This window comes from Agromyces indicus (genome assembly GCF_031432295.1).
Taxonomy (GTDB): domain Bacteria; phylum Actinomycetota; class Actinomycetes; order Actinomycetales; family Microbacteriaceae; genus Agromyces; species Agromyces indicus.
Map to the genome: position 1 here is coordinate 574629 of NZ_JAVKGS010000001.1, position 24693 is coordinate 599321.

Annotated in this window: 28 protein-coding genes and 1 tRNA gene; 15 read left to right on the forward strand and 14 right to left on the reverse strand. The window is 70.9% G+C overall.

The genetic code is table 11. The features are described from left to right. The first annotated feature begins 85 nt into the window (after positions 1-85). Positions 86-433: a DUF7882 family protein gene (locus tag RH861_RS02725; RefSeq protein ID WP_310519642.1), complete on the forward strand. Its 348-nt coding sequence runs from the start codon at positions 86-88 to the stop codon at positions 431-433. Positions 434-493: 60 nt separating this feature from the next. Here RH861_RS02725 and RH861_RS02730 read toward each other — a convergent pair whose 3' ends face one another. The 4 genes from RH861_RS02730 to RH861_RS02745 form a co-directional block, all read right to left on the reverse strand. Then, complete coding sequence (locus tag RH861_RS02730; RefSeq protein WP_310520270.1) at positions 494-1594, reverse strand: fatty acid desaturase family protein; 1101 nt, start codon at positions 1592-1594, stop codon at positions 494-496. Positions 1595-1747: 153 nt separating this feature from the next. After that, on the reverse strand, positions 1748-2731 hold the full coding sequence (locus RH861_RS02735) for a DNA topoisomerase IB (RefSeq protein WP_310519643.1): 984 nt from the start codon (positions 2729-2731) through the stop codon (positions 1748-1750). A gap of 10 nt (positions 2732-2741) precedes the next feature. Then, positions 2742-3014 (reverse strand): DUF7218 family protein, encoded by a 273-nt coding sequence (locus RH861_RS02740; protein WP_067948234.1) that lies wholly within the window; start codon positions 3012-3014, stop codon positions 2742-2744. A 34-nt stretch (positions 3015-3048) separates the two neighbouring features. Next, the gene (locus tag RH861_RS02745) at positions 3049-3930 is read right to left on the reverse strand and encodes an SDR family oxidoreductase (RefSeq protein WP_310519644.1); all 882 of its coding nucleotides are present in this window, start codon (positions 3928-3930) and stop codon (positions 3049-3051) included. Positions 3931-4212: 282 nt separating this feature from the next. Between RH861_RS02745 and RH861_RS02750 the strand changes: the two genes are divergently transcribed. Further along, the gene (locus tag RH861_RS02750; RefSeq protein WP_197466993.1) at positions 4213-4377 is read left to right on the forward strand and encodes a hypothetical protein; all 165 of its coding nucleotides are present in this window, start codon (positions 4213-4215) and stop codon (positions 4375-4377) included. A gap of 76 nt (positions 4378-4453) precedes the next feature. Continuing rightward, a complete protein-coding gene (locus tag RH861_RS02755; RefSeq protein ID WP_248597950.1) occupies positions 4454-4819 on the forward strand; it encodes a DUF7882 family protein in 366 nt (121 codons plus the stop codon). 4 nt (positions 4820-4823) lie between these two features. On the opposite strand, the gene RH861_RS02760 is transcribed toward RH861_RS02755, so the two are convergent. Continuing rightward, positions 4824-5417: an SRPBCC family protein gene (locus tag RH861_RS02760; RefSeq protein WP_310519645.1), complete on the reverse strand. Its 594-nt coding sequence runs from the start codon at positions 5415-5417 to the stop codon at positions 4824-4826. 137 nt (positions 5418-5554) lie between these two features. On the opposite strand from RH861_RS02760, the gene RH861_RS02765 reads away from it, so the two are divergent. Continuing rightward, positions 5555-5758 (forward strand): hypothetical protein, encoded by a 204-nt coding sequence (locus tag RH861_RS02765; RefSeq protein ID WP_310519646.1) that lies wholly within the window; start codon positions 5555-5557, stop codon positions 5756-5758. A 27-nt stretch (positions 5759-5785) separates the two neighbouring features. Here the strand turns inward: RH861_RS02765 and RH861_RS02770 are convergent, their stop codons facing one another. Next, the gene (locus tag RH861_RS02770) at positions 5786-6109 is read right to left on the reverse strand and encodes a DUF7882 family protein (protein WP_310519647.1); all 324 of its coding nucleotides are present in this window, start codon (positions 6107-6109) and stop codon (positions 5786-5788) included. 105 nt (positions 6110-6214) lie between these two features. On the opposite strand from RH861_RS02770, the gene RH861_RS02775 reads away from it, so the two are divergent. From RH861_RS02775 to RH861_RS02790, 4 genes are all read left to right on the forward strand, one after another. Next, positions 6215-7396 (forward strand): alcohol dehydrogenase catalytic domain-containing protein, encoded by a 1182-nt coding sequence (locus tag RH861_RS02775; RefSeq protein ID WP_310519648.1) that lies wholly within the window; start codon positions 6215-6217, stop codon positions 7394-7396. Positions 7397-7557: 161 nt separating this feature from the next. Next, positions 7558-8943: an ABC transporter substrate-binding protein gene (locus RH861_RS02780; protein WP_310519649.1), complete on the forward strand. Its 1386-nt coding sequence runs from the start codon at positions 7558-7560 to the stop codon at positions 8941-8943. Beyond that, positions 8943-9950, forward strand: a complete 1008-nt coding sequence (locus tag RH861_RS02785) for a carbohydrate ABC transporter permease (protein WP_310519650.1) — start codon at positions 8943-8945, stop codon at positions 9948-9950. Before RH861_RS02780 ends, RH861_RS02785 begins: the two co-directional genes overlap by 1 nt. After that, a complete protein-coding gene (locus tag RH861_RS02790; protein WP_310519651.1) occupies positions 9947-10891 on the forward strand; it encodes a carbohydrate ABC transporter permease in 945 nt (314 codons plus the stop codon). The genes RH861_RS02785 and RH861_RS02790 overlap by 4 nt, the downstream gene beginning before the upstream one ends. Before the next feature lie 57 nt (positions 10892-10948). Here RH861_RS02790 and RH861_RS02795 read toward each other — a convergent pair whose 3' ends face one another. Continuing rightward, positions 10949-11617 (reverse strand): DUF6766 family protein, encoded by a 669-nt coding sequence (locus tag RH861_RS02795; protein WP_310519652.1) that lies wholly within the window; start codon positions 11615-11617, stop codon positions 10949-10951. A 228-nt stretch (positions 11618-11845) separates the two neighbouring features. Between RH861_RS02795 and RH861_RS02800 the strand changes: the two genes are divergently transcribed. Further along, positions 11846-11918: transfer RNA gene (locus tag RH861_RS02800), tRNA-Arg, on the forward strand. Positions 11919-11980: 62 nt separating this feature from the next. Here the strand turns inward: RH861_RS02800 and RH861_RS02805 are convergent. Continuing rightward, positions 11981-13918 (reverse strand): alpha-amylase family protein, encoded by a 1938-nt coding sequence (locus tag RH861_RS02805; RefSeq protein WP_310519653.1) that lies wholly within the window; start codon positions 13916-13918, stop codon positions 11981-11983. Positions 13919-14107: 189 nt separating this feature from the next. On the opposite strand from RH861_RS02805, the gene RH861_RS02810 reads away from it, so the two are divergent. The 4 genes from RH861_RS02810 (at position 14108) to RH861_RS02825 (ending at position 17525) form a co-directional block, all read left to right on the forward strand. Then, positions 14108-15355: a DUF998 domain-containing protein gene (locus tag RH861_RS02810; protein ID WP_310519654.1), complete on the forward strand. Its 1248-nt coding sequence runs from the start codon at positions 14108-14110 to the stop codon at positions 15353-15355. Positions 15356-15438: 83 nt separating this feature from the next. Further along, positions 15439-15891 (forward strand): Hsp20/alpha crystallin family protein, encoded by a 453-nt coding sequence (locus tag RH861_RS02815; RefSeq protein ID WP_310519655.1) that lies wholly within the window; start codon positions 15439-15441, stop codon positions 15889-15891. Then, complete coding sequence (locus RH861_RS02820; RefSeq protein WP_310519656.1) at positions 15888-16205, forward strand: GNAT family N-acetyltransferase; 318 nt, start codon at positions 15888-15890, stop codon at positions 16203-16205. The genes RH861_RS02815 and RH861_RS02820 overlap by 4 nt, the downstream gene beginning before the upstream one ends. Before the next feature lie 438 nt (positions 16206-16643). After that, entirely contained in the window at positions 16644-17525 is an 882-nt protein-coding gene (locus RH861_RS02825) for a manganese catalase (RefSeq protein WP_310519657.1), read from the forward strand. A gap of 36 nt (positions 17526-17561) precedes the next feature. Here the strand turns inward: RH861_RS02825 and RH861_RS02830 are convergent, their stop codons facing one another. From RH861_RS02830 to upp, 3 genes are all read right to left on the reverse strand, one after another. Then, positions 17562-18041 (reverse strand): MarR family winged helix-turn-helix transcriptional regulator, encoded by a 480-nt coding sequence (locus RH861_RS02830; protein WP_248597960.1) that lies wholly within the window; start codon positions 18039-18041, stop codon positions 17562-17564. A gap of 310 nt (positions 18042-18351) precedes the next feature. Then, positions 18352-19155 (reverse strand): winged helix-turn-helix domain-containing protein, encoded by an 804-nt coding sequence (locus tag RH861_RS02835; protein WP_310519658.1) that lies wholly within the window; start codon positions 19153-19155, stop codon positions 18352-18354. Positions 19156-19684: 529 nt separating this feature from the next. After that, positions 19685-20317: a uracil phosphoribosyltransferase gene (gene upp / locus RH861_RS02840; protein WP_310519659.1), complete on the reverse strand. Its 633-nt coding sequence runs from the start codon at positions 20315-20317 to the stop codon at positions 19685-19687. A 77-nt stretch (positions 20318-20394) separates the two neighbouring features. Here upp and tadA point away from each other — a divergent pair, with 77 nt between their 5' ends. Further along, positions 20395-20865 carry a tRNA adenosine(34) deaminase TadA gene (gene tadA / locus RH861_RS02845; protein ID WP_310519660.1) on the forward strand — a complete coding sequence of 157 codons (471 nt, stop codon included), beginning with the start codon at positions 20395-20397 and terminating at the stop codon, positions 20863-20865. Here the strand turns inward: tadA and RH861_RS02850 are convergent. Next, the gene (locus RH861_RS02850) at positions 20790-21575 is read right to left on the reverse strand and encodes a glutamine amidotransferase-related protein (protein ID WP_310519661.1); all 786 of its coding nucleotides are present in this window, start codon (positions 21573-21575) and stop codon (positions 20790-20792) included. The two genes, tadA and RH861_RS02850, sit on opposite strands and share 76 nt — an antisense overlap. Further along, the gene (locus RH861_RS02855; protein ID WP_310519662.1) at positions 21572-22534 is read right to left on the reverse strand and encodes a cation diffusion facilitator family transporter; all 963 of its coding nucleotides are present in this window, start codon (positions 22532-22534) and stop codon (positions 21572-21574) included. Before RH861_RS02855 ends, RH861_RS02850 begins: the two co-directional genes overlap by 4 nt. A gap of 23 nt (positions 22535-22557) precedes the next feature. Between RH861_RS02855 and proC the strand changes: the two genes are divergently transcribed. Beyond that, positions 22558-23409, forward strand: a complete 852-nt coding sequence (gene proC, locus RH861_RS02860) for a pyrroline-5-carboxylate reductase (protein ID WP_310519663.1) — start codon at positions 22558-22560, stop codon at positions 23407-23409. A 130-nt stretch (positions 23410-23539) separates the two neighbouring features. Here proC and rlmC read toward each other — a convergent pair whose 3' ends face one another. Then, complete coding sequence (gene rlmC, locus RH861_RS02865) at positions 23540-24670, reverse strand: 23S rRNA (uracil(747)-C(5))-methyltransferase RlmC (protein ID WP_310519664.1); 1131 nt, start codon at positions 24668-24670, stop codon at positions 23540-23542. Positions 24671-24693: the final 23 nt, after the last annotated feature.

The window sequence follows — 24693 nt, forward strand, 5'->3', positions numbered from 1 at the left end:
GAACGACCTGTGAATCGACGTACAGAGCGGTCATTGTGGAACAACATGCGTGCGGTCGCCCCCGAACGGGGGTACCTTGTGCCTCGTGGGCACTCTCTATTACGGCGATTCCGGTACTCCGGTCGAGGTCGAGGATCGCGCGCTCGCGCATCTGAAGATCGCGATCACGACGAAGCTGCGGCGCGGCGAGAGCTTCATGCTTTCGTGGCGCCACGGCCCCGACCAGCCTCGCGGGCGCAGCTCGCTCTGGCTGCACCCCGCCATCCCGCTCCGCTTCGTCTTCGAAGAGGTCGAGGCCGGCGAACTCAGTCGCGACTGGATCGAGGACCTCATGCGGTCCGCGAACTCCGGCGGCGGCATCCAGCTCGACCCCGAGCGGATGGCGAAGGAACTCGGCACGCACGTCGGGCCGAAGCCCGTCGAAGCGGCCTGACCGGGGATACGCCGACGCATCCGGCCGTCCGATACGGGACGGCCGGGATCCGCCATGCCGTCAGCGGCGCCGCAGCTCGCCCGCCGCGGGGCAGTCGAAGGGATCCCGGGCAGCGAGCCCGACCCGGTTCAGGTACTCGACGACGATCCCGTACGAGCGCATGAGGGTCGTCTCCGTGTAGGGGATGTCAAGGGAGCGGCAGTGCTCCCGCACGATGTCGCGCGCCTTGCCGAGGTGCGGGCGCGGCATGCTCGGGAACAGGTGGTGCTCGACCTGGTGGTTGAGGCCGCCCATCAGCGGGCTGGTCCACCGGCCGGTGATGTTGCGCGAGGTCAGCACCTGCTTGCTCAGGAAGTCGAGCTTCGCGCCGGCCGGCACGAGCGGCATGCCCTTGTGGTTCGGGGCGAACGAGGCGCCCATGTAGACGCCGAAGACGGCCAGCTGCACCCCGAGGAAGGCGAACGCCATCCCGAGGGGCAGGAACCAGAAGACCACGCCCACGTACAGTGCGAGTCGCCCGCCGATGAGCCCCAGTTCGAGCGCGCGGCCGGGCACGACTCGCCGCTCGAAGAGCGACCGGATCGATGTCACGTGCAGGTTGATGCCCTCGAGCAGCAGGAGCGGGAAGAAGAGCCAGCCCTGGCGCTGCGTGATCCAGCGGATGAGGCCGCGCTGCTTCGCCGCAGACTCCTCGGTGAACGAGACGGTGTCGAACTCGATGTCCGGGTCCTTGCCGACCTGGTTCGGGTTGGCGTGGTGCCGGGTGTGCTTGGTCATCCACCACTGGTAGCTGATGCCCACCACGGCGGTCGCGACCACCCGGCCGACGCGGTCGTTCGCCTTGCCCGAGGACAGCACCGCGCGGTGCGAGGCCTCGTGTGCGAAGAACGCGAACTGCGTGAAGATGATGCCGAGCGCCGCGGCGATGAGCAGTTGGAACCACGAGTCGCCGAGCAGGACGAACCCGGCGATGGCGCCGCCGAGGGCGAGCGCCAGCCCGCCCACGAGCAGGCCGTAGAACCACGGCGTGCGTCGCAGCAGGCCGCTCTCCTTGATGACCTGCGAGAGCGCGGAGTAGCTCTGGGTGACCGCGGGACGGTTCCCGCGGGGCGAGGTGGAGCGAACGGCACCGAGGTGCGCGGAAGGGCTGAGCGTCGTGATGATCCGGCCTGTCGTCGTCGTCGACTTCCCAGCCGGTGGAGCACGAGCGGATGCCCGTTGCGGATGTCGCAAGCGTACGTCGGGCTGCGTACCGCGTGGGGCATGTCCGGCAGATCCCCAGCAGACCGGCACCCGGCACACGGGTGGGCGGTGCTACGACGACTCGGAGGCGTCGTCGACGAGGAGCTGGAGCAGTGCCGTCTCGCGGGTGCCGCGGAGGTTCACGAGGCGCCCGTGCTCGTACGCCTCGATCACCCGCGGGTCGACGTAGCTCGCCTTCGCGATCGCCGGGGTGTTGCCCAGCACCTCGCTCGCGTGCACGATCGCCTCCTTGACGGATGCCGCTCGAGCCCGCTTGGTGACGGCAGTGCCGAGCTGCGCGAGCCGATCGGCCGCGGCGACGGTGCCGCGCAGCGTGCGGAAGTCCTTCGCCGTGAAGTCGCCGCCCGTGCGACCGCGGATGTCCTCGTTCACGTCGACCGGTCCGAGCGGCCGCATGCGACGTCCGTGGCTGAACGCGTACAGCCGGGAGCTGGGGGAGCGGCCCTCCATCGCGGCGATGAACGCCGCGAGCGACTCGTCCGAAAGCCTCAGGTCCTGCGAGATGCCGCCCTTCGCACGGAACTTCAGGCGCACGACGTCCTCGCCCTCGAGCCGGGCGTTGCGCACGAGCAGCGTCGTGAGGCCGCGGCTGCGCGCCGTCGCGAGCGACTCCTCCGACCCGATGCGGATGGCACCGAGGTCGAGGGTCCGGAACGCCGCTGCGAGCACGCGCTCGCGCACGAGTTCCGCGAGGGCCAGGTCGCGGCGCACGCTGCGCCGGGCACCGGGCAGCGCCTCGGCGAGGGCGGTCATCCGCAGGAACTTCTCCATGTCCTGCTGCTCGCGCCACACCGGGTGGTACAGGTACTGCCGGCGCCCGGCGGCGTCGACCCCCACCGCGAGGATGTGCGCGTTCGGCGCCTCGGCGATCCAGACGTCGTTCCAGGCGGGCGGGATGGCCAAGTCGGCGATCCGGTTGCGGTCGACGCGATCGACGGGCGTGCCGTCGGCGTGCCGATAGGCGAAGCCGCGACCCCGGCGGAGCCGCGTGATGCCGGGCGACGCGTACGGTTCCACGCGTCGCAGTCGCGGCATCCGCTGCCCCTCAGTGGTTGCGCAGGGCGCTGATGAGCTCGCCCTTGCGCTTGCTGCTGTATCCGGAGAGACCGAGCTCCTTCGCCCGCTTCTTCAGCTCGGGCACGGTCCAGTCCTCGTAGTCGCCCGACTTGCCGCCCTTGCGACCGACCGAGCTGCGGCCGCGCGCGGCGGCGGCGTTGGAGATCCGAGCCGCCTTCTCCTTCGAGTTGCCCTCGTCCCGGAGCTTCTCGTAGAGCTCCGGGTCCTTCAGGGACGACTGTCCCCGTCGATTCGCCGGCATGACCTGCTCCTTCCTCGTAGCTGCCGCCCGTGGTTCAGAGCGGCTTGCCCCCGGTGACCGGGAGGATCGCCCCCGACGTGTACGACGCATCGTCCGAGGCGAGGTAGACGTATGCGCCGGCGAGCTCGGCCGGCTGACCGGCACGGCCGAGCGGGGTGTCCTGGCCGAACTTCGGCAGCTTGTCGGGCCATCCCGTCGCCGGGATGAGCGGGGTCCAGATGGGACCCGGCGCGACCGAGTTGACGCGGATGCCGCGGGGCCCGAGCTCCTCGGCCAGCGCACGCGTGAACGCGACGAGCGCCGCCTTCGTCATGGCGTAGTCGACGAGCCGCGACGACGGGTCGAAGCCCTGGATCGACGAGGTCGTGATGATCGACGCCCCGGCCTGCATCCTCGGCACGGCGGCCCGAGCGAGGAACACGCTCGCGTAGAGGTTGATGCGCATGACGGCGTCGAAGTCGGCCGACGGCACCTCGTCGATGCCGCCGCGGTCGCGCTGGTGGGCCGCGTTGAGCACGAGCAGGTCGATGCCGCCGAACGCGTCGCACGTACGGTCGACGAGGTCGGCGCAGTGCTGCTCGTCGCGCAGGTCGCCCGGCAGCAGCTCGGCCTTGCGACCGGCGTCGGTGACCCAGCGGGCGGTCTCCTCCGCGTCGGCCTGCTCCGACTCCAGGTAGGAGATGGCGACGTCGGCGCCCTCGCGGGCGAAGGCGATCGCGACGGCGCGGCCGATGCCGGAGTCGCCGCCGGTGATCAGGGCTCGGCGGCCGGTGAGCCGCCCCGAGCCGCGGTAGCTGTACTCGCCGTGGTCGGGCTGCGGCGACATCGCCGGCGTCAGGCCGGGCGGGTGCTGCTCCTGCCGCGGGAACGGCTCGGCCGCGTGCTTGGTGGTGGGGTCGATCAGGTGGTCGGTCACGGGACCTCCTCATGTCGGTTCCAGCTCGTCCGGACCATGCCACCGTACGCGCGGCCGACGGCCGCCGCGAAGGGTTGACAGGCGCCGTCGAGGCGCTGCGCCACGGGGGCGGGGCGAGCGGATGCCGCGCGGGTATCACGCGCCGCGAAGCAGCGGCAACCCCTCGCGACCGGCGTCGCGTCCCCCGTACGTTCGAGGGCACGAGGCCACCGGCTGCCTCGGAGGCCCGCCGAGCCCGGCGGGCCGTGAACCGTCCATGCGACGGAACCCGAAGGAGAGATCATGAACATCCTCATCGCCATCATCGCCATCGCCGCCATCGTGCTGCTGATCACGGGCGGCGTCGTGCAGTCCCTGCAGTTCCTGCTCTGGGTCGGACTGGTGCTCGCGGTCCTGGCCGTCATCGTGTTCCTGGTGCGCTACCTCGGTGGGAAGAAGGCGGTCTGACCGACCGCACCGACCTCACGGCGGGCGTCTCCTTCGGGAGGCGCCCGCCGTCGTCGTGCAGGAGTACCCTCGGGGCATGGGCACGCTGTTCTACGGTGACGCCGCGACCCCGATCGGCATCGAGGATCGTGCGCTCGCTCATCTCAAGGTCGCGATCATCACCAAGCTGCGCCGGGGGGAGTCCTTCACGGTCTCATGGCAGCACGCGGACGACCAGCCGCGCGGGCGATCGACGCTCTGGCTGCATCCCAACATCCCGCTGCGGTTCGTGTTCGACGAGCCGGAGCCCCCGGAACTCAGCCGGGCGTGGATCGAGGAGCTGATGCGCTCGGCGAACTCCACCGGCGGCATCCGACTCGTGCCGGAACAGCTCGACACCGGGCCGATCGCGACGGTGGACCCGCTCGCGATCGAACCCGGTGTCGGGGTGCGCGCCGACTAGGGCGTCAGGCGCGGAGGTCGGGGTCGCTGCCCGCGACGCCCTCGCTCGTGGGCGGGTTCACGGAACCCGGTGCGGCGGTGCCGCCGCCGAGGCCGGTCGTGGTGCCCGCGGTGCCGCCGGTGCCCGGCGTCGTCTCCTGACCGCCGTGCACCTCGCCGCGCCAGGCGCCGGTGGGGGCGTTGCGGTCCTCGATGAACTCCTTGAACCGGTGCAGGTCGCGCTTGACCTGCGCGTCGTCGAGCTGCAGCGCAGCGCCGGCCTTCTCGATGAAGCCCTCGGGCTCCCACTCGATGGTGAGGTCGATCCGGGTGCGTCCGTCCGATCCGGGCCGGAAGTCGACGCGGCCGCGGTGCTGGACCTCGGCAGCGGTGCTGCGCCAGGCGACGTGGTCGTCGGGCACCTGGTCGGAGACGTCGGCGTCGAACTCGCGCTTCACACCGGCGATCGAGACCACCCAGTGCGTGGTGGTGTCGTCGACCTGCGTGACGGACTCCACGCCGCTCATGAAGTGCGGGAACGACTCGAACTGCGTCCACTGGTCGTAGGCCACGCGAACGGGCACGTCCACCTCGATGTCAGCGGTGACGGTCGTGCTCATGCTGATCCTCCGTTCCGGGCACGCGCGGTGCGCGCCCAGACCTCACGCTAGGCAGGCGCCTGCGAGGGGTCGAGGGGTTGCAGCATCCGTCGGCCGCTGATACCACGGAGGGACGACGACAGCTCGGGGGTGCGCGAATGGGTGATCAGGCGACGGATGCCGAGCGGTGGTGGCCGCACGTGTCGATCGAGGCGAAGCACGCCGTCCTCGACGACCTGGAGGGCGACCTGCCCGAGCACGTGCGACGCGAGATCGCGGAGCACTCGGACGGCGAGGCGCCCGAGCGGCTCTCCGACGCCGACGTGCGGTTCATCCGCACGCAGATCGAGCCGGTCGACTGACCGGCTCGATTCGCTGCGCGACGCGCGTCACTCGAGTTCGAGCGGCTCGTCCTCGGTGGGCTCGGGCACGTACTGCAGGCCCGCCGTGCTGTTCGCCGACAGCAGCAGCTGTTCGATCCACAGGCGGTTGAGCTTCGGCGGACGGTTGCCGCTGAAGACGAACTGCAGCGGGATCGACTCGTGCAGCCAGAGGGTGGTGCGGCCGCTTCCGTGTTCGATGCCGTGCTCCCAGGTCATGGCGAAGCTCTCGGAGCGGCGCAGCTTGTTGATGATCGCCACGCGCAGGTGCGCGAGCGTCCGGTCCTCGATCTCGATCTCGCGGTTCGAGGAGTTGTAGATGAGCTTGCCCATGCCGAGACTCTAACGCGCCGGACGGCCCCCGCCACGTAGCATGACGGCCGCGAAACGGTGTCAACCCCCTGACGCCTCGCCGCAGCGGTCGCTGGGATGGCACACATGAGAGCCGTGACCTGGCACGCTGCCCGAGAGATCCGAGTCGACGAGGTCGACGACCCGCGCATCGTCGATCCGACCGACGCCATCGTGCGGGTCACGTCGACGGCGATCTGCGGATCCGACCTGCACCTGCTCGACGTGTTCGGGCCGGTCATGCACCGTGGCGACATCCTCGGCCACGAGGCGATGGGGGTCGTCGAGGCGGTGGGCGCCGACGTGCACCGCGTGGCGGTGGGCGACCGCGTCATCGTGCCGTTCGTGATCTCGTGCGGGGTGTGCTCGATGTGCCGGCGCGGCCTGAACACGCAGTGCGAGACGACCCGCAACGTGGACCAGGGCACCGGGGCCAAGCTGTACGGGTACACCGAGCTCTACGGGCGGGTGATGGGCGGGCAGGCCGAGGCCCTGCGTGTGCTCCTCGCGGATGCGAACCTGCGCGTCGTCGGGCGTGACCTGCCCGACGAGCGCTACCTCTTCCTGACGGATGTCGCGCCGACGGCCTGGCAGGCGGTGGAGTACGCGGGGCTCGAGCCGGGTGACACCGTCGCGGTGGTCGGACTCGGCCCGGTCGGCCAGATGGCCGCCCGCATCGCCCGCCACCGCGGCCACCGCGTGATCGGCGTTGACCCGGTCGAGGAGCGTCGGCTCATGGCCGAGCGGTACGGCGTGGAGACGCTCGACTACGCGGGGCACGAGCAGGCCGTGGACGGCCTCCTGAGCGCGACGGGCGGCGCGGGGCCGGACGCGGTCATCGACGCCGTCGGCACCGAGGCGCACGGGAGTCCGGGTGCGGCGCTCATGCAGAACGTCGTCGGGTCGCTGCCGAAGGGACTCGCGAAGGGCATGCTGATGAAGGCCGGTGTCGATCGGCTCTCCGCGCTGAACCTGTCGATCGACGGGGTCCGCCGCGGGGGCCGGCTGTCGGTGGTCGGGGTGTACGGCGGGAACGCCGACCCGATGCCGATGATGACGATCTTCGACAAGCAGCTCACCGTGCGGTTCGGCCAGGCCAACGTGCAGCGGTGGCTCGACGACCTCGTGCCCCTCGCCGAGGCCGACGACGATCCTCTGGGCTTCGCCGACTTCGCGACGCACCGCGCCCCGCTCACCGAGGCGGAGGCCATGTACGACCTCTTCAAGGAGAAGCGGGAGGGCTGCGTGAAGGTCGTCCTGAAGCCCTGAGCCCCGGTGCGGCGCCCGCCGGGCCGACACGCGGTTGTCCCCCGGCGGGGGGACAACCGCTTCTCCAGAGAAGCGCTTCTGTCAAGGGTCTTCTCGCCGTGCCCCGTCCGCCCTAGCTTTGCTCCGTCCGGGGGACTGGGACGCAGACGAATGGGGTTGGCATGGGTATCGATCGACGCGCACGTGCGCTGGGGGTGGTCGCCGCGGCAGGCCTGCTGCTGAGCGGCTGCGCCGTCGGCACGGGCGGACAGTCCGGGGGAACCGACGCCGAGTTCGACTCCGGCGCGGAGCTCTCGGGCGACCTGACGGTGATGGGGTTCTCGGGCGTGGACGAGGTGGCGACCTCGCGCATGGAACTCGCCGAGTCCGAACTCGGTGACGTGAACGTGAAGCTCATCGAGGGCGAACTGGACATCCAGCAGTTCCTCTCCGCCGTGGCGACCGGCGACCCGCCGTCGCTCCTCTACGCCGACCGCGACCAGATCGGCTCGCTCGCGGCCCGTGGCGCGATCATCCCGCTCGAGGACTGCATCGACGGCGAGGGCATCGAGACCGGCGACTTCGTCGAGTCGGCGCTCAACCAGGTGACGCTGGACGGCAGCGTCTACGGGATCCCCGAGTTCAACACGGTGCAACTCACGATGGCGAACGCCGACCTGCTCGAAGGGGCCGGCATGAGCATCGAGGACGTCAACGGGTCGGACCGCGAGGCGATGACCGAGGCGGCGGCCGCGATGGTCCAGCGCGACGGCGGCAAGGTCAGCGTCATCGGCGTCGACTCCAAGCTCCCCGAGTTCCTCCCGCTGTGGGTCGCCGCCGCGGGCGGCTCGGTCATGAGCGAGGACGGGCGCACCGCCCAGCTCGACGACGAGACGACCGTCGAATCGCTCGAGTGGGCCGTCGACATCTACGAGCAGCAGGGCGGGTTCAGCGCCATCAAGGCGACCCGCGACGCGGCCGACTTCTTCGGCGGCGGCAACCAGTTCGCCACGAACACGCTGGGCGCCATGCCCATGGAGCAGTGGTACCTCAACGTGCTGAACGAGGTGTCGCCGGACGCGCCGATGGTCTTCGACACGGTGCGTACCACGGAGGGCGAGCCGATCGCGTTCGCCGGTGGTTCGGCGTGGGCGATCCCCGCCGGCAGCGACAATCCCGAGGCGGCCTGCCGCTGGGCTCGCGTGATGACCTCCGTCGACGCCTGGCGCGCTGCAGCGGACGCCCGCCTCGCGCTCCGCGAGGAGGAGGGCCTGCCCTTCACCGGCATCCTCACCGGCAACACGGTCGCCGACGAGGAGATCGAGGGCATGACCACCGCCGACGAGGCGCCGTGGAGCGAGGGCGTCGCCGCCATGTACGAGGCGAACCAGAACACCCGCACGCTCCCCGCGAACCCGGCCGATGCCGAGTTCGACGACGCGATGCAGGAGGCGGTGAACCGGGTGCTGAACGGGCAGGCCGAGCCGGCCGAGGCGCTCGCCAAGGCACAGGAGACCGCGCAGGCGGCCCTCGACGAGGCATGGGCGGAGCTCGAGGGCGGTGACTGATGACCACGGCGACCCGGCCGGGCGGCATCAGCTCCCAGCCGGATGACTCGAAGCCCCCGGTCGGCGGCGCGCGCGTCGCGCCGCCGACCGGGGCGGCCCCCCGCAATCGGGCGCGGGCGCGCCGACGGAACCTCCTCTCGGCGCTGCTGTTCCTCAGCCCGTGGATGATCGGCTTCCTCGTCTTCACGGCGTGGCCGATGATCTACAGCGCGTACCTCTCGCTGACCGACTACGACGTGATCAACAACCCCGAGTTCGTCGGCATCGAGAACTACGTGGCGATGGCCTCCGACGAGAAGCTCCTCCTCGCCCTCGGGAACACCGCGTTCTTCGCGTTGCTCCAGGTGCCGCTGTACGTGGTGGTCTCGCTCGGCCTCGCGCTCCTGCTCGACCGCGCCGGCCGGGCGTCGGGGTTCTACCGCACGGTGTTCTTCCTGCCCAAGATGACGCCCCCGGTCGCGGTGGGCGTGCTGTTCCTGCTGCTGTTCAACGGCTCGAACGGCATCGTGAACGGCGCGCTCGGGCTGGTCGGCATCGACGGTCCGTCCTGGACGACCGACCCGAACTGGGTGAAGCCCGGCCTCGTGCTCATGTCGCTCTGGACGGTCGGTGCGTCGGTCATCATCCTGCTCGCCGCCCTCCGCAACGTGCCGAAGGAGCTCTACGAGTCGGCGCAGCTCGACGGCGCCGGCTTCTGGCGGCAGGCGACCAGCGTGACCCTGCCGATGATCAGCCCGGCACTGTTCTTCATCATCGTCGTCAACACGATCGCGGCCCTCCAGACGTTCGACGAGGCCTACACGGCGTTCTTCGGGGCCGGCAACTCGACGTACAGCAACGACGCCGCCCTGTTCTACGTCATCTACCTGTTCCAGCAGGCGTTCGAGTTCCTGAACATGGGCTACGCGTCCGCCATGGCGTGGCTGCTGTTCCTCGTGATCATGGTCATCACCGCGATCCAGCTCGTCGTCTCGCGCCGGCTCGTCTACTACGAGGGGGACCGATGAGCACCGACATCCGCGTGGCGGCCGCCGAATCCGAGGCGGTGCAGCCCGGCCGCGACGGCACGGATGCCGCCACGCGGTCGATCCCCGCCGGCCCCAGGGGTCGCGCCCGAGTCCGCCGACGCGTGGGCACGGTGCTCGCGTGGGTCGCGCTCTCGCTCCTCGGCATCGTGTTCGTCTACCCGTTCGTGTGGCTGGTCAGCGCATCCTTCAAGCCGCGCAGCGACGTGTTCGACAACCGGCTCATCCCCGAGACCTTCACGTGGGACAACTACATCCAGGTCTGGCAGGAGGCGCCGCTCGCCCTCTGGCTCCTGAACACCGCGATCGTGACGGTGCTCGCGGCGGTGACGGTCACGATCTCGAGCGCGATGGTCGCCTGGGGGTTCGCGTACTTCCGCTTCCGCGGTCGCGGCGTGCTGTTCGGGCTCGTCCTCGCGACGATGATGCTGCCGGGCGCGGTGACGATGATCCCGACCTTCCTCATCTGGAACGCGCTCGGGCAGGTCGGCATGCTCACCCCGCTGTGGGCGGGCAACCTCTTCGGCAGCGCGTTCTACATCTTCCTGCTGCGGCAGTTCTTCCTCGGGTTGCCGCGCGACCTGTTCGAGGCGGCGCGCATCGACGGGGCGAGCCAGTGGGGGGTCTTCTGGCGCATCGCCCTGCCGCTCACGGGCCCGGCGCTCGCCGTGGTGCTCGTGTTCGAGGTGCAGGCGGTGTGGACCGATCTCATGCGCGCGCTCATCTACCTGCGCGACTCGTCGACCTTCACGGTGCCGCGCGGCCTCAAGTCGCTCGTCGACGCCTACGGCTTCGGCGGCGAGTGGCACTGGGAGATCATCGTCACGGCGAGCGTGATCACGACGATCCCGCTGATCATCGTGTTCTTCCTCGCGCAGAAGCGCATCATCGACGGGGTCGCCTCGACGGGACTCAAGGGCTAGACGAGCGGATGCCGCGGGGCCGGCCGCGCCCCCCACGCCCCGCCTCGCGGCATCCGTTCAGTTCTCGACCGAGGTGATCTCGTGCGGAGTGCCGACGGGCTTCGACTCGCTCGACCCGCGCTGTCGCAGCACGATCGAGAGTGCGACCATGCTGCCCACCGCCAGGAACTCCGATTGCCAGTTCTGCAGGGTCCGATTCCAGAAATCCGGGTTCGTCAGGTACTCGGCCAGCACGATGGGCGGCTCACCGTGCATCGCCTGCTCCTCGTTGAAGAAGTTCAGGCCGGAGAGCGCCTGCACGAACCACGACAGGAGGAAGATCGCCCCCATCGTGATGAGCAGCGAGTTGCTGTAGAACCAGAGCTTCCAGCCACCGGCGCGGGCCCACGTCGGTGATCCGTCGACCGCGTACCGGCCGACCAGCGACTCCTTGTCGGAGCCGACGCCCTCCTCGCCGGGCTGCTTCGACTCCGGGGAGCCCTTCTGCACGAGCCAGATGGTGGCGAGGATGAACAGGAAGAACTGGAGGTACTCCGACTGCCAGTTCTCCGAGACGTCCACGACGAAGTCGGACGAGGTCACGAAGTCGAGCCAGGTGAGCTGCGGCTGATCGTGCGTCGATCGCTCCTCGTTCGTCACGAGCAGGCCCGCGATGGATTGCAGCGCGAGCGCGACCAGGAAGATGACGGCGAAGAAGATGCTGAGCAGGTGCTGACGGACGCGCATGGCCTACCTCCCGAGGGCGACGACGGCGAACATGTAGGCGAGCCCGGCGAAGATGCCGACCACCCACGCGGTGAACACGAGTCTCATGCTCGGAACGTACTCCCGGAGCAGCGCTTCTCGGCACGGGGTTGACGCGGGGTGCGCGGCCGTCGATTGGCGCCGCGGCGGCGGGTGGGTTAGAGTAACGGGGTTGCCTGATGAGCGGAGATCGCGCAGGCGGCATCCCATGCGCCCGTAGCTCAATGGATAGAGCATCTGACTACGGATCAGAAGGTTGGGGGTTCGAGTCCCTCCGGGCGCGCGGAACCACTGAACGGCCCGCTTCGGCGGGCCGTTCGTCGTTTCCGGCCGAGACCGGTCGCGTCAGAAGCGCGGCGGTGCGTCGGCGGTCCGCACCCTCAGCCAGGCGACGTGGCAGGGCTCGAGCACGATGCCGCGCTCGAGCGTGATCCGACGGTCGGTGAGGAGTTCGTGCGCCTCCGGCCCGAACCCGGAGAGGGTGAGTGCGTCGACGGCCGCGGGCGCGTCGCCCACGTTGGCCAGGCAGAGCACGACCGTGGTGTCGGCGGATGCCGCGGCATCCGCCCCGCCCGGCCGCTGGTAGCCGAGCACCGTGGGGTGCTTCGCGTCGAACGGGACGAGCCGCCCGCCCGCGAGCTCGGGCGTGGAGCGCCGCACCTGCACGAGGCGACGCAGCCCCGCGTACACTGCGCCTTCCGGGGTCGACGGGTCGTGGCGGCGCGCGTACGCCTCGGCGGGGTAGTGCGGGCGGTTCACCCAGCGGCTGTCGTCGGCGAGCGCCGGGTCGTCGACGTACGAGTAGTCGTTCTGCTGCGCGACCTCGTCGCCGAGGTAGATGAGCGGGATGCCGCCCGTCGACAGTGCGATCGCGTGGGCGAGCAGCACCCGGTCGACGCCGTGCGGGTCGCCGGCCTCGATGCCGGCGAGCGAGGCGGTGGTGCCGGCCACGCGCGCGTCGCCCGTGCGCGGGTTCTCCTGGAAGGGCACGCCGCGCGCGAAGCTGCCCGGGAAGCGGTCGACGTAGAACGCGTTGAGGAACCGGCGGTGGTCGAACCCGTCGATGCCGAACTCGGCGGCATCCTCGTCGGCGAAGGTCCAGCCGATGTCGTCGTGGCCGCGCACGTAGTTGACCCACGCGCACCCGTCCGGCAGGGCGTGCCGGCGCTCCAGCGCCTGCCGCAGCATCCGCGGGTCGCGCGTCGCGAGCGCCTCCCAGGTGAGTGCCATCTGCAGTGGGTTGTACGAGAGCTGGCACTCGCCGAGCGAGATGTACTCGACGACCTCGTCGGGGTGCACGATCGCCTCGGACTTGAACAGCAGGCTCGGTGCGGCGATGCGCAGCACGGCGTTGAACGCCTGCAGCAGCAGGTGCGCCTCCGGGAGCGACTCGCACGGCGTGCCGAGTCGCTTCCAGATGAACGCGACCGCGTCCATGCGCAGCACGTCGACGCCGAGGTTCGCGAGGAAGAGCATCTCGCCGGCCATCGCGCGGAACACCGCGGGGTTGGCGTAGTTCAGGTCCCACTGGAACGAGTGGAACGTCGCCCAGATCCAGCGGCCGTCGGGCAGCTGCACGAACGAGCCGGGGTGGTCGTCGGGGAAGATCTCCCGCACGGTCCGCTCGTAGGCGTCGGGCATCGTGCGGTCGGGGAAGATCAGGTAGAAGTCCTCGTACGCGGGGTCGCCCGAGACCGCGCGTTCGGCCCACTCGTGGTTCGACGCCGTGTGGTTGAAGATGAAGTCGAGCACGAGCGAGATGCCGTTGGCGCGGAGTTCGGTCGCGAGCTGCTGCAGGTCGTCGATGGTGCCGAGGTGCGGGGCGACCGCCCGGTAGCTGGTGACCGCGTAACCTCCGTCGGAGTTGCCCTCGGGCACCGCGAACAGCGGCATGAGGTGCAGGTAGGTGAGGCCGAGCTCCACGAACTCCGGGATCTTCGCGCGAACCCCCTCGAGGTCGCCCGCGTAGCGGTCGACGTAGCAGACCCCGCCGAGCATCCCGTTCGACAGGTACCATCCGGTGTCCTGCTCGCGGCGGGCGTCGGCGGCCTTGAGGTCGGCCGGACGGGCCGCCCACGACGCACCGGCGTCGGCGATGACGCCCGTCAGGGCCTCGAGCGCGTCGGGCCGGTCGCCGTACAGGCGTCGGAACAGCCCGTGCAGGGCGGGGAAGTGCGCGGCGAGACGCGCACCGAACGCCGCGTCGGCGGTGACGGATGCCGCGGGCAGCGCCCGGCGGATGTCGGCGAGATCTCGTGCGGCGTCGGTTCCCAGGCGTGCCATACGTCAAGACTGCACCATTCCGGGCCCGTGTCCCCCGGTTTGGGGGACAACCGCGCTTTCCGCGTGATCACGCGGATCTGCGGCGGTCACGGGCCCCGGCGGGCCGTCCCGAGGCGAAACGCGATGTCGCGCACTCGGGTGTCCCGGTTACCCTCGGAACCGGCTTGTCTTCCGCGATCGGGGTCGACTATGAGGGGTACCACCACGATCGGCCAGGCGCCGATCATCCGTCGCGCGGCGATGCTCGCCGCCATGACGGCCATCGCATTCGCGGTGGCCGTCGCCGTCGTGCAGTTGCTGCTGCGATGGTCGGGACGGGCGATCGATGCGGTCGATGCGGCGGTGGCCACCGCGTGCCTCATCGTCGCGGTGGTCGTCGCGACCGTGCTGCTCGGGGCGCTCATCGTCGCCGGCGCCGATCACCAGCCCCGGGCCGAGGTCGCGTCGCGCGGCACCCTCCGGCTCACGAGCGGCGGTCGTGCCGCGGCCAACGCCGCGGTGTGGGCGGCGATCGCCGCGCTCGCGGTCGGCGCGGCCGGGGATGCCTTCACCCCGCTTCCCGGCGGTGCGGTCGTGGCGGCCGCGCTGATCGCGGGAGCGCTGGCCGCCGTCACGGGCGCCGTGCACCGGCGGGCGCACCGGCAGTCGGCGTACCGGTCGTTCAACGTGGTCGCCATGCTGCTCGCGGCCGGCTGCCTGGCGAGCATGAGCCTGACCTCGACGGGCGACTGGTGGTCCCTGAACTTCAGCACGCTGGGCACCTCGAACGACATCGCCGCGGCGTGCTTCAACCTCGCCCTCATCCTCTCCGGCGGTGCCATGGCCGCGATGTCGGGCCGACTCGCCAGCGGCATCGCCCGACGCGCCTACGACGCCCGGCGCGGCGCGGTGCCGACCGTCCGGGCGCTCATCGCCGTCATCGGCGTCGCGCTCGCCGGGGTGGGCGTCGTGCCGATCGACACCGACGAGGTGCTGCACAACGTGTTCGCCTGCGGCGCCGGTGCGGCGTTCGCGCTGCTCGCCTCGCTCACGCCCGTCCTGGTGCGACGGATGCCGCGGGTGCTGGTCCGGACGTCGCGGGCGTCGCTCGCGCTCGAGGTGTCGGCGTTCGTCATCTACGACCGGCTGGGACTCGTCTCGCTCACGGTCTTCGAGATCGTCGCGTTCGCCCTCGTCTTCGTCTGGCTGATCACGCTCGTCGTGACGACGCACCCGGTGGTGATCCACGAGCTCGCCGAGCTCGAGCCGCTGGTCGACGAACTGGCCGAGGAAACGGCCGAGGAACTGGCCGAGGACCCGCTGGGCGGCGTCGCAGACGGCACTTCGGTGCGCGAGCCGGCGGGTGCGCCGGGTGGACCCGCCCGCCGCGCGGCATCCGTCGTCTCACCGCCGGGAATGGCCGAGGCGTTCGCGCGGTTGACTCCGATCAGAACTTGAGTCGAGCCGACTCAATTCGTACGATTGTGGTGAGCATGAGTCGATTCGACTCAACTTCGCCGCGACCGAAAGGAGATCCGATCATGGCCACCAACGACCCGTTCCGCGACCTGGACCGCCTCGCGTCCGCGATCTTCGACACGACGCGCCGAGGGCCGCGTCGCATGCCGATGGACCTGTACCGCGACGGCGACCACTACGTGCTGACCGCCGACCTGCCGGGCATCGACCCGGGCTCGGTCGACATCGACGTCGACGGGCAGCTGCTCACGATCCGCGCCGAGCGCACGCTGCCCTCGGGCGACGACGTCAAGTGGATCACGCGCGAGCGCGAGGCCGCCTCGTTCCTGCGCCAGCTGAGCCTCGGCCAGGGCGTCGACACCGAGCGCATCTCGGCCAGCTACGCCAACGGCGTGCTCAGCGTCACCATCCCGGTGAGCGAGAAGGCCAAGCCGCGCAAGGTCGTCGTCGAGTCGGCCGACTCGGCGCGGTCCGTCGCCGCGGGCGGCGAGTCCATCCAGCCGGTCGAGTCGTGACCGACACCGGGGTGCGGTTCCGTCGAGACGACGAGGCTCGCCGCTACGAGATGCACGTCGACGGCGACCTCGCCGGATTCGCCGAGTTCCGCATCCGGCCGGCGGGCACCATCGTGTTCACCCACACGGTGGTGTTCCCCGGCCGCGAGGGGCAGGGGCTGGGCAGCATGCTCGCCCGCCACGTCCTGGACGACGCGGTCTCCCGCGGGGAGCGCATCGTGCCGCGCTGCCCGTTCATCGCCGCGTACCTGCGTCGCCACGATGGCTACGAGGCGTCGGTCGACTGGCCCGAGGGCGCGCCGCGCGAGGGCTGACCCGGGCCGTCCGGGCGTGACCCCCGGTCTGGGGCGGTGTGCCGGGCACGCGCGGGACGATACGATCGCTCAACACCCGAGCCGGGTTCCCGAGCCCGGCAGTCGTCGAAAGACGCCACATGCGACCGGATGTCCCAGCAGAGGTCGCTCGGGATCCAGCTCGCCGAGCTCAGTTCGGGTCGCTCGGCGGGGAGGGCCTCTTGCGAGGCCGCGGTGGGGCGGGAGGTAGGGTTCCCGCCCCACCGTCATTCCCGTGACGGGAGCTCAGGATCGATCTCCGCGAGCGGACTGTCAAGCCCCTCAACGCCGACGAGCCCGGAACGTACCGTGGCCCCCACGTCCGCCAGGGGAGGGCATCGGCGATTCGCCGCTTCCGTCGTTCGGTGGGCTTCAGTGCGCGCCTGCGTCGACTGAACGTCACGAACGAGGGGATCATCCATGTTCTTCCACCGACAGGAACTCCAGCACTCCGCGAAGCCCGACGCACCGGACGCCGTCTACGCGCGCAAGCTCCAGGAGGTGCTCGGCGGACAGTACGGCGAGATCACCGTGGCCATGCAATACCAGTTCCAAGCGTGGAACATGCACCTGCCGGGCAAGTACCGCGACCTGGTGTTCGGAATCGGAGCGGAGGAGATGGGTCATGTCGAGATGCTCGCCGTGATGATCGCCCAGCTCCTCGAGAAGGCGCCGCTCGGCATCACCGGCGATGCCGTCCAGGACGACCCGACGGTGGCCGCGGTCATCGGCGGCACCGACGTGCAGCAGGGAATCGTCGCCGGGGCCGGAGCGCGCCCGGTGGACAGCAACGGCAACCCGTGGCAGGGGAGCTACATCACCGCGAGCGGCAACCTGCTGGCCGATTTCACCGCGAACGCCAACGCCGAGATGCAGGGACGCATCCAGGTCGCGCGGCTGTACCACATGACCGACGACCACGGCATCCGGGACCTGCTCGGGTTCCTCCTCGCGCGCGACACCATGCACCAGAACCAGTGGCTCGCCGCCGCGGCGGAACTCCGCGAGGAGGGCGTCGAGGAACTGCCCGTGCCGAGCAACTTCCCGCTCTCCAAGGAGAACCGCGACGTCGCCTACCAATACCTCAACTTCAGCGACGGGGCCGCCGCTGCGGAGGGCGGTTGGGCGTCCGGCCCCACGCCCGACGGCAAGGGCGAGTTCAGCTACCACGACGGCCCGACGACCTCCGCTCCGATGCCGCCGCCGACCCATCCCGACGCGCGGTTCTACGGCACGACCGACGTGCCCGACACCGTGGAGAAGGTGGCCGGCCGCATCCAGGACAAGCTCAACAAGGAGTGACGCGCGGCACTGCCCGCGCGTCCCCTCGACGCGCGGTCAGTCCACGGCCGGCGTGTTCGAGCGCGTCCGAGCCGCGCGTTCCTCCTGCGCCTCGCGGAGCCGGTCGCACAGGGCGGTCAGCTCGCGCAGCTCATCGTCCTCGAGGGCGGTGCCGACGCGGTCGGTGATCGACTGCATGTGCAGGATGGCGGCGCGCCGGAACTGCTCGAACCCGTACGGGGTCAGGCGGACCAGGGTGCCGCGGCCGTCGTTCGGGTCGTCGGACTTCTCGACGAGCCCGCGCCCGGCGAGGCGGTCGATGAGCCGGCTCACGCTCGGCTGGGAGATGAGCACGTGGCGGTTGAGCTCCTTGAGTCGGAGCGACCGGTTGGGAGCCCGGGAGAGGTAGAGCAGGACGTCGTACTCGTTGAACGACATCACCTCGGTCGGGAACTCGGCGGCGAGTCCGCGCATCACCTGCACCTGGGCGCGGAACAGCGCCTCCCATGCCGCCACCGCCGCCGCGCGATCCCCCACGCCGTGCTCCTTCCTCGGGTCGTCCCGGCTGCCACGCCGTCGAGGCGACGTGCCGCCGGTCTGTCAAGGATAGGGAAGCGCGGGCCCGGTGCGGGGGACCGTGCGCGCACGTCACCCCTTCTGGGGGAAACCGCGCCGGGGAACGGTTGAGGGCCGGTCGTAGAGGCTGACGACCGGCCCTCGCCCTTGCACCAAGAGTGTCCTGCAATCACATTCCGCGCCGGCCGCCACAGCAAACAACCGGCGCACTCCGAATATATAACGGAAAGGTAACGGGCGCTAGTCCTCTGTGCCCCGAATGCGGGGCGTCCTAGAAGACGTCCGGGCTCGGCGTGGAGGCCTGGCGGATCGAGACGTCCGCGTGCCGGTCGAAGCGGTATCCGACCCCGCGAACCGTCCGGACGATGTCCTGGTAGTGACCGAGCTTCGCGCGCAGGCGGCGCACGTGCACGTCGATGGTGCGCTCGTTGGGGACGTCGTCCTCGTCCGACCACAGCCCGTCGATGAGTTCGTGGCGGTCGATGGTGCGACCCTCGCGGAGCACGAGGTACTGCAGCAGCTCGAACTCCTTGTAGGTGAGGCCGGCCGGCTCGCCGTCGAGCAGCACCCGCTTGCGCGAGATGTCGATGATCACGCCGTCGGGGTGGCGGTCGGCGTCGGCGCGCAGCCCCGAGCCCTGCTCCTCGCGCTGCTTGGCGAGCGCCGCCGGGTCCTGCAGGGCCAGGCGGACGACGTCGACGTCGCGGCCGCCAGCACCCTCCGGCGCGAGCGCGACGGCGGCGTAGGTCTCGGCCGACGGCGCGAGCTCGGCGGTGAGGGTGCGGAGGGCCTCGACGATGCGGTGCAGGCTCGTGCCGTCGGCCTCGGCCTTCGCCTCGTCGATGCCGACGTACAGCACGAAGCCGCGGGCCTCGGTGCCCTCGGGCACCGCGCGGACGCGGGGCGCCGAGCGCTCGACCGCCGGAGCGGGCGAGGCCGGCACCGAGGCGGCTCGAGGCGTCGGTGCGGGTGCGGCGACCGGGCGAGCGGCGGGCTGCGGCACGTAGGCGGCGGGGTGCGCGGTGCGCACGGCGGGGTGGGTGGTGCGGACGGGACGGGCGAGCGTGAGAGACATGGCGGATTCCTAGTGCTGAGGATGCGTCGTGGACCCCGGTCATGGGGTCGGAGCGATGGCCGCGAGATGGGCCGGGAGAACCCGGAAGCGCATCGGGTTCGACGGAGCCGCGCCGATCGGGGTGGGATCAGTCGCGTGACTCGGCGGGGGGTTCGCTGGTCAGCGGCACATTCGACAACACATGGGCGCACGCGCCGGCATCATCGTGCCGGCAGACCTCTGAGCCTCGAGGGCGATCAGGGTGCGTGCGGTGTCAGTCATGGGGGAAGTCAACCGGGACGCCGAGGATGTGTCAAATAGTGACGACGGATGACGCGTCGCGACGTCGCACGCGGTGCGCGCGCCCTGCGTGGGGCAGAGGGGTTCCGCGCACCCGTCCAGTCGTATGCAAGATCCTTCGATATCCGGCGACTTCGTCGAATTTCGCCAGATCACATCCGCGACGGCGTGTCTCACGACGAAGATCCTGCGATGTGAGGCGCGCTAGCACACCCGCGCCCACCTTGGCAGGCGCGACGCGACCGGCGACTCAGACGGTGCCGTAGAGGCGGTCGCCGGCGTCGCCGAGGCCCGGCACGATGTAGCCGTGCTCGTTGAGCTTCTCGTCGACCGCGCCGAGCACGACCGTCACGTCGCGCCCGTACATGGCCTTCTCGACCGCCTCGAGCCCCTCCGGCGCGGCGAGGATGCAGATGGCCGTGACATCCGTCGCCCCCCGCTGCAGGAGGAAGTCGATCGCCGCGATCAGCGATCCGCCCGTCGCGAGCATCGGATCGAGCACGAAGCACTGCCGGCCCGACAGGTCGTCGGGCAGGCGCTCGGCGTACGTCGTCGGCTCGAGCGTCTCTTCATTGCGTGCCATGCCGAGGAATCCGACCTCGGCCGACGGCAGCAGCTTGACCATGCCCTCGAGCATGCCGAGCCCCGCACGGAGGATCGGCACGATGAGCGGCTTCGGGTCGGCGATGCGCACCCCCGTGGTCGGCGCGACGGGCGTGATGATGTCGACCGGTTCGACGCGGACGTCGCGCGTGCCCTCGTACGCGAGGAGGGTCATGAGCTCCTCGACCAGCGCGCGGAAGACGGGGGAGGTGGTCTGCGAGTCGCGGAGCACCGTCAGCTTGTGGGTGATGAGCGGGTGGTCGGCAACATGGACTCGCATAGGCTCGAGTCTAGTTGCGGGGGGTTCCCGCGCGTGAAGACGGTGGGGCCGCCCGCCGGTGAGAAAGGGCCGAACGGATGCCGCTGCCCCGCCCGGAGCACGTCGAGTGGATGCGGCTCGCCCTCGCCGAGGCATCCGCCGCCCTCGCCACCGGCGACGTGCCCGTGGGCGCCGTGGTCGTGCGCGACGGCGAGGTCATCGCGACCGGACGCAACGAGCGCGAACTGCACCGCGACCCGACGGCGCACGCCGAGCTGCTCGCGATCCGCGAGGCCGCCCGCGTCACCGGCGACCGGCACCTCACCGACTGCACGCTCGTCGTCACCCTCGAGCCGTGCGTGATGTGCGCGGGCGCCATCCTGGCCGCGCGCGTGCCGACCGTCGTGTTCGGCGCGTGGGACGAGAAGGCGGGCGCGGGCGGTTCGCTCTACGACGTGCTGCGCGACCGGCGGCTCAACCACCGCGTCGAGGTCTACGCGGGCGTCGCAGCGGATGCCGCGTCGAAGCTGCTCGTCGACTTCTTCGAGGACCCGGCGCGCCGGCCCTGACCCAGCCCGTCGAGGAACTCGCCGAGGATCGCGCGCGAGGCCGCCTCCGCCGCCGGGCCGTACTCGCCCTGCAGCGCGCGCATGCGCTCGACCGTGAGGTCGTACTCGGGCAGTTCGTCGCCCCACGCGGCCAGCCAGTTCTCGTGGATCGCCGGCGTCACCTCGGGGTGGAACTGCACCGCGAGCAGCCAGTCGCCCGCACGGAACGCCTGGTTCGCGTACTGCGGCGACGACGCGAGCCGCTCGACGCCCTCCGGCAGGTCGAACGTGTCGCCGTGCCACTGCACGAAGCGGATGCCGCGCGCGTGGCGCACCGGCGACGACGCCCCCGCCTCGGTGAGGTCGACGCCGAGCCAGCCGACCTCCTTGCGAGGGCCGCGGTACGCGCGGGAACCCATCGCCTCGGCGAGCATCTGGGCCCCGAGGCAGACGCCGAAGACGGGCGCCCCCGCGGCGACCCGCTGCCGGAGCAACTCGATCTCGTGCCCGACGTACGGGTAGCGGTCGGTCTCGTACGCGGCCTCGTCGCCGCCGAGCACCACGACCAGGTCGGGTTCGAGCGCGTCGATCGCCGTCACGTCCTCCCGAGGGGCGTCGACGACGACGAGCTCGTAGCCGTGCTCCTCCAGGACGGGCCCGAGGTTGCCGAGGCCGATGGCGGAGTCGTGGCGGAGGACGAGCGCGGTCGGGCGGCCGGCGGCATCCGTCACTCGAGCCCCTTGATGACGATGGCGTCGGTGGGCGGCGCCTGCAGGTTCGGGTCGACCCAGATGTCGGGTTCGAGGTAGATGACCCGGGCGGCCGGCACGGCGTCGCGGATGCGGCGCTCGATGACGTTCACGGCCGTCGCGACCTCCTGCAGGCGCAGGTCGGCGTGGAACCCGAGCTTGGCGGCGACGAGCAGCTCGTCGGGACCGAGGTAGAGGGTCTTCATGTGGATGATGCGTTCGGCCTCGGGACCCGCGAGGATCGCCTCCTCGATGCGGCTCACGTCGCCCTCGCTTGCGCCCTCGCCGACGAGGAGGCTCTTCGTCTCGATGCCGAGGATGATCGCGATGACGACGAGCAGCGTGCCGATCATGAGCGTGCCGATCGCGTCGAAGATCGTGTCGCCCGTGATCACCGTCAGGCCGACGCCGAACATCGCGAAGACGAGACCGACGAGCGCCGCGACGTCCTCGAGCAGCACCACCGGGAGTTCGGGGGCCTTCGCGCGGCGCACGAACTGCACCCAGCTCTGCTTGCCGCGCACCCGGTTCGATTCCCGCACGGCCGTGCGCAGCGAGAACGCCTCGAGCACGATCGCGATGGCCAGCACCGTCAGCGGCACCCATGCGTTGGTGATCTCGTGCGGGTCGAGGATCTTCTGCACGCCCTCGTAGATCGAGAACATGCCGCCGAGGGCGAAGAGGATGATCGAGACCACGAAGGCGTACACGTACCGCTCGCGGCCGTAGCCGAACGGGTGCTCGCGGTCGGCCTCCTTGCGGGCCTTGCGACCGCCGCGGAACAGCAGCAGCTGGTTGCCGGCGTCGGCGACCGAGTGCACGGCCTCGGCGAGCATCGACGCCGACCCCGAGACGAGCCACGCGATGAACTTCGTCACGGCGATGCCGGTGTTCGCGAGGAATGCCGCAAGGATCGCCTTCGTGCCGCCGGATGCGCTCATGGGCCAATCCTAGGATGGTCGCCATGACCTCCCGCCAGCCCGTTGACCTGCCCGCGATCGCCTTCCTGGGGGCCGGTTCGATGGCCCGCGCCATCCTCGCGGGGCTGCTCCAGCCGCACGTCGAGGTCGCCGGCGGCATCCGCGCGACGAACCGGTCGGCGGCGAAGGCGGCCGAGTTCGATGACGAGCCGCGGGTCACCGCGTACGCGACCGAGGCGGATGCCGAGGCGAACCGTCGCGCGGTCGCCGGCGCGAAGCTCGTGGTGGTCGCGGTGAAGCCGGGTATGGTGCCCGACCTGCTCGACGAGATCGCCGACGCGCTCGAGCCGGGCGCGGTCGTGGTGAGCGTCGCCGCCGGGGTGACGGTCGCGACCTTCGAGTCCCACCTCCCGTCGCACGTCTCGGTGGTCCGCACGATGCCGAACACGCCCGCGGTCGTGGGTCGCGCGGTGACCGGCGTCTCGGCGGGCACCCGGTCGGGCGACGCCGACCTGGCGCTCGTGGTGTCGATGTTCGAGACCGTCGGGGAGGTGCTCGTGGTGCCCGAGGCGCAGCTCGACGCGCTGTCCACGATCTCCGGCTCCGGCCCCGCCTACGTGTTCCTGCTCATCGAGGAGTTCACGAAGACGGCCGTCGCGAAGGGCTTCACGCCGGAACAGGCGGCGGTCATGGTGCAGGGCACGTTCCGCGGGGCGAGCGAGCTGCTCGCGGCATCCGGTGACGACCCGGCCGAACTGCGGCGCCGGGTGACGAGCCCGAAGGGCACCACCGAACGCGCGGTCGCCGTCCTGCAGGAGGCCGACCTCGCCGGCCTCTTCGACCGCGCGACCGACGCGGCCCTCGCCCGCGCCCGCGAGCTCGCCGCCGGCGCCTAGGCCCGCCGCCCCTTCCCAGGACGTGCGTGCGTGCGTGCGTTTCTCAGGAGTTATGCGGCGGGTCGCGAACGCGGGCGGCCTGTCCTCCTGAGAACGGTGCCGTTTCCGGCCGGGCGTCCTGAGAAACGCTTCAGGTGCGGGCGAGGAGGACCATGACCTCGAAGTGGGTCGTCTGCGGGAACATGTCGAACACGCGCGCCTTCACGGGCCGCAGCGACGGCATGGCCGCGAGGTCCTTCGCGAGCGACGCGACGTTGCACGACGAGTAGAGCACGTGCGCGGCATCCGACCGCTCGAGCCAGCCCGCGAGTTCGGCGCCGATCCCGCGTCGCGGCGGGTTCACGACCACGAGGTCGGGGGCGGATGCCGCGGCCAGGGCGTACGCGGTCGCGTCACCCGCGGCGAAGCGGATCCGCGAGAGCGCGGCATCCGTTCGGCTCAGCTCGGCGCTCGCGACCGCCTCGACGCTCGTCTCGATGCCGGTGACCTCGGTGCGCCCCGCGCGGTCGGCAAGGTGCAGCGCGAACCCGCCGACGCCGGAGTAGAGGTCCCACGCGTCCTCGGGCGCGAGGTCGCGGATCCAGTCGCGCGCCTCGGCGTAGAGCGCCTCGGCGATCGCGGTGTTGGTCTGGAAGAAGCTCTGCGGGCGCAGGTGCATGGTCACGTCGTTCAGCCGCATGGGGAGGGTGTCGGCCTCGGTGAGCACGACCTCGTCGGCGCCCTCGAGCACGGCCTTGTGCTCGGGCAGCAGGTTCGCGGTGACGACGCGCGCGTTCGGCAGCTCGGCGAGCAGCGTCGGCAGGTGCTTGCGCATGCGGCCGAGGGGCTCGGTCGAGCGCAGCACGAAGCGCACCATGAGCTCGCCGTCGGGTGATTCCGTGACGATCACGTGCTTGAGCTCGCCGCGCCGGGCGGCGACGTCGTACGGCGTGATGCGCGCGAGCGTGATGAACCGCGCGAGCACGGGGAACGCGGCCCGGTGCCCGGGCGAGCAGATGCCGCACGCCTGCAGGTCGACGCCGTGCCCGTCGGCGTCGAGGATGCCGATCGTCGGTGCCTCGACCGTGCCGCCGACGACCATCTTCGCCTTGTTCCGGTAGTCGCGCTCGCCGGAGGCCACGGGCGGCAGCCACGCCGGCACGTCGAACGGGGCGAGCAGCTGCTCGGCGAGCGCCTGCTTGTCGGCGAGCTGGGCCGGGTACGGCCGACCCATGAGCGAGCACGACCGGCATCGCCCCGCGTCGAAGTACGGGCACTGCACCCGTCAAGGGTACGCGGGGCGTC

Excerpts from the sequence above, each read along its gene's own strand:
- proC (WP_310519663.1), top strand. The coding sequence starts at position 22,558 with ATGACCTCCCGCCAGCCCGTTGACCTGCCCGCGATCGCCTTCCTGGGG.
- RH861_RS02815 (WP_310519655.1), top strand. The coding sequence starts at position 15,439 with ATGGCCACCAACGACCCGTTCCGCGACCTGGACCGCCTCGCGTCCGCG.
- RH861_RS02780 (WP_310519649.1), top strand. The coding sequence starts at position 7,558 with ATGGGTATCGATCGACGCGCACGTGCGCTGGGGGTGGTCGCCGCGGCA.
- RH861_RS02785 (WP_310519650.1), top strand. The coding sequence starts at position 8,943 with ATGACCACGGCGACCCGGCCGGGCGGCATCAGCTCCCAGCCGGATGAC.
- RH861_RS02795 (WP_310519652.1), bottom strand. The coding sequence starts at position 11,617 with ATGCGCGTCCGTCAGCACCTGCTCAGCATCTTCTTCGCCGTCATCTTC.
- RH861_RS02855 (WP_310519662.1), bottom strand. The coding sequence starts at position 22,534 with ATGAGCGCATCCGGCGGCACGAAGGCGATCCTTGCGGCATTCCTCGCG.
- RH861_RS02740 (WP_067948234.1), bottom strand. The coding sequence starts at position 3,014 with ATGCCGGCGAATCGACGGGGACAGTCGTCCCTGAAGGACCCGGAGCTC.
- RH861_RS02735 (WP_310519643.1), bottom strand. The coding sequence starts at position 2,731 with ATGCCGCGACTGCGACGCGTGGAACCGTACGCGTCGCCCGGCATCACG.
- RH861_RS02770 (WP_310519647.1), bottom strand. The coding sequence starts at position 6,109 with ATGGGCAAGCTCATCTACAACTCCTCGAACCGCGAGATCGAGATCGAG.
- RH861_RS02750 (WP_197466993.1), top strand. The coding sequence starts at position 4,213 with ATGAACATCCTCATCGCCATCATCGCCATCGCCGCCATCGTGCTGCTG.
- RH861_RS02810 (WP_310519654.1), top strand. The coding sequence starts at position 14,108 with ATGAGGGGTACCACCACGATCGGCCAGGCGCCGATCATCCGTCGCGCG.
- RH861_RS02760 (WP_310519645.1), bottom strand. The coding sequence starts at position 5,417 with ATGAGCACGACCGTCACCGCTGACATCGAGGTGGACGTGCCCGTTCGC.
- tadA (WP_310519660.1), top strand. The coding sequence starts at position 20,395 with ATGCCGCTGCCCCGCCCGGAGCACGTCGAGTGGATGCGGCTCGCCCTC.
- RH861_RS02790 (WP_310519651.1), top strand. The coding sequence starts at position 9,947 with ATGAGCACCGACATCCGCGTGGCGGCCGCCGAATCCGAGGCGGTGCAG.
- RH861_RS02755 (WP_248597950.1), top strand. The coding sequence starts at position 4,454 with ATGGGCACGCTGTTCTACGGTGACGCCGCGACCCCGATCGGCATCGAG.
- RH861_RS02805 (WP_310519653.1), bottom strand. The coding sequence starts at position 13,918 with ATGGCACGCCTGGGAACCGACGCCGCACGAGATCTCGCCGACATCCGC.
- RH861_RS02765 (WP_310519646.1), top strand. The coding sequence starts at position 5,555 with ATGGGTGATCAGGCGACGGATGCCGAGCGGTGGTGGCCGCACGTGTCG.
- upp (WP_310519659.1), bottom strand. The coding sequence starts at position 20,317 with ATGCGAGTCCATGTTGCCGACCACCCGCTCATCACCCACAAGCTGACG.
- RH861_RS02835 (WP_310519658.1), bottom strand. The coding sequence starts at position 19,155 with ATGTCTCTCACGCTCGCCCGTCCCGTCCGCACCACCCACCCCGCCGTG.
- RH861_RS02775 (WP_310519648.1), top strand. The coding sequence starts at position 6,215 with ATGAGAGCCGTGACCTGGCACGCTGCCCGAGAGATCCGAGTCGACGAG.
- RH861_RS02825 (WP_310519657.1), top strand. The coding sequence starts at position 16,644 with ATGTTCTTCCACCGACAGGAACTCCAGCACTCCGCGAAGCCCGACGCA.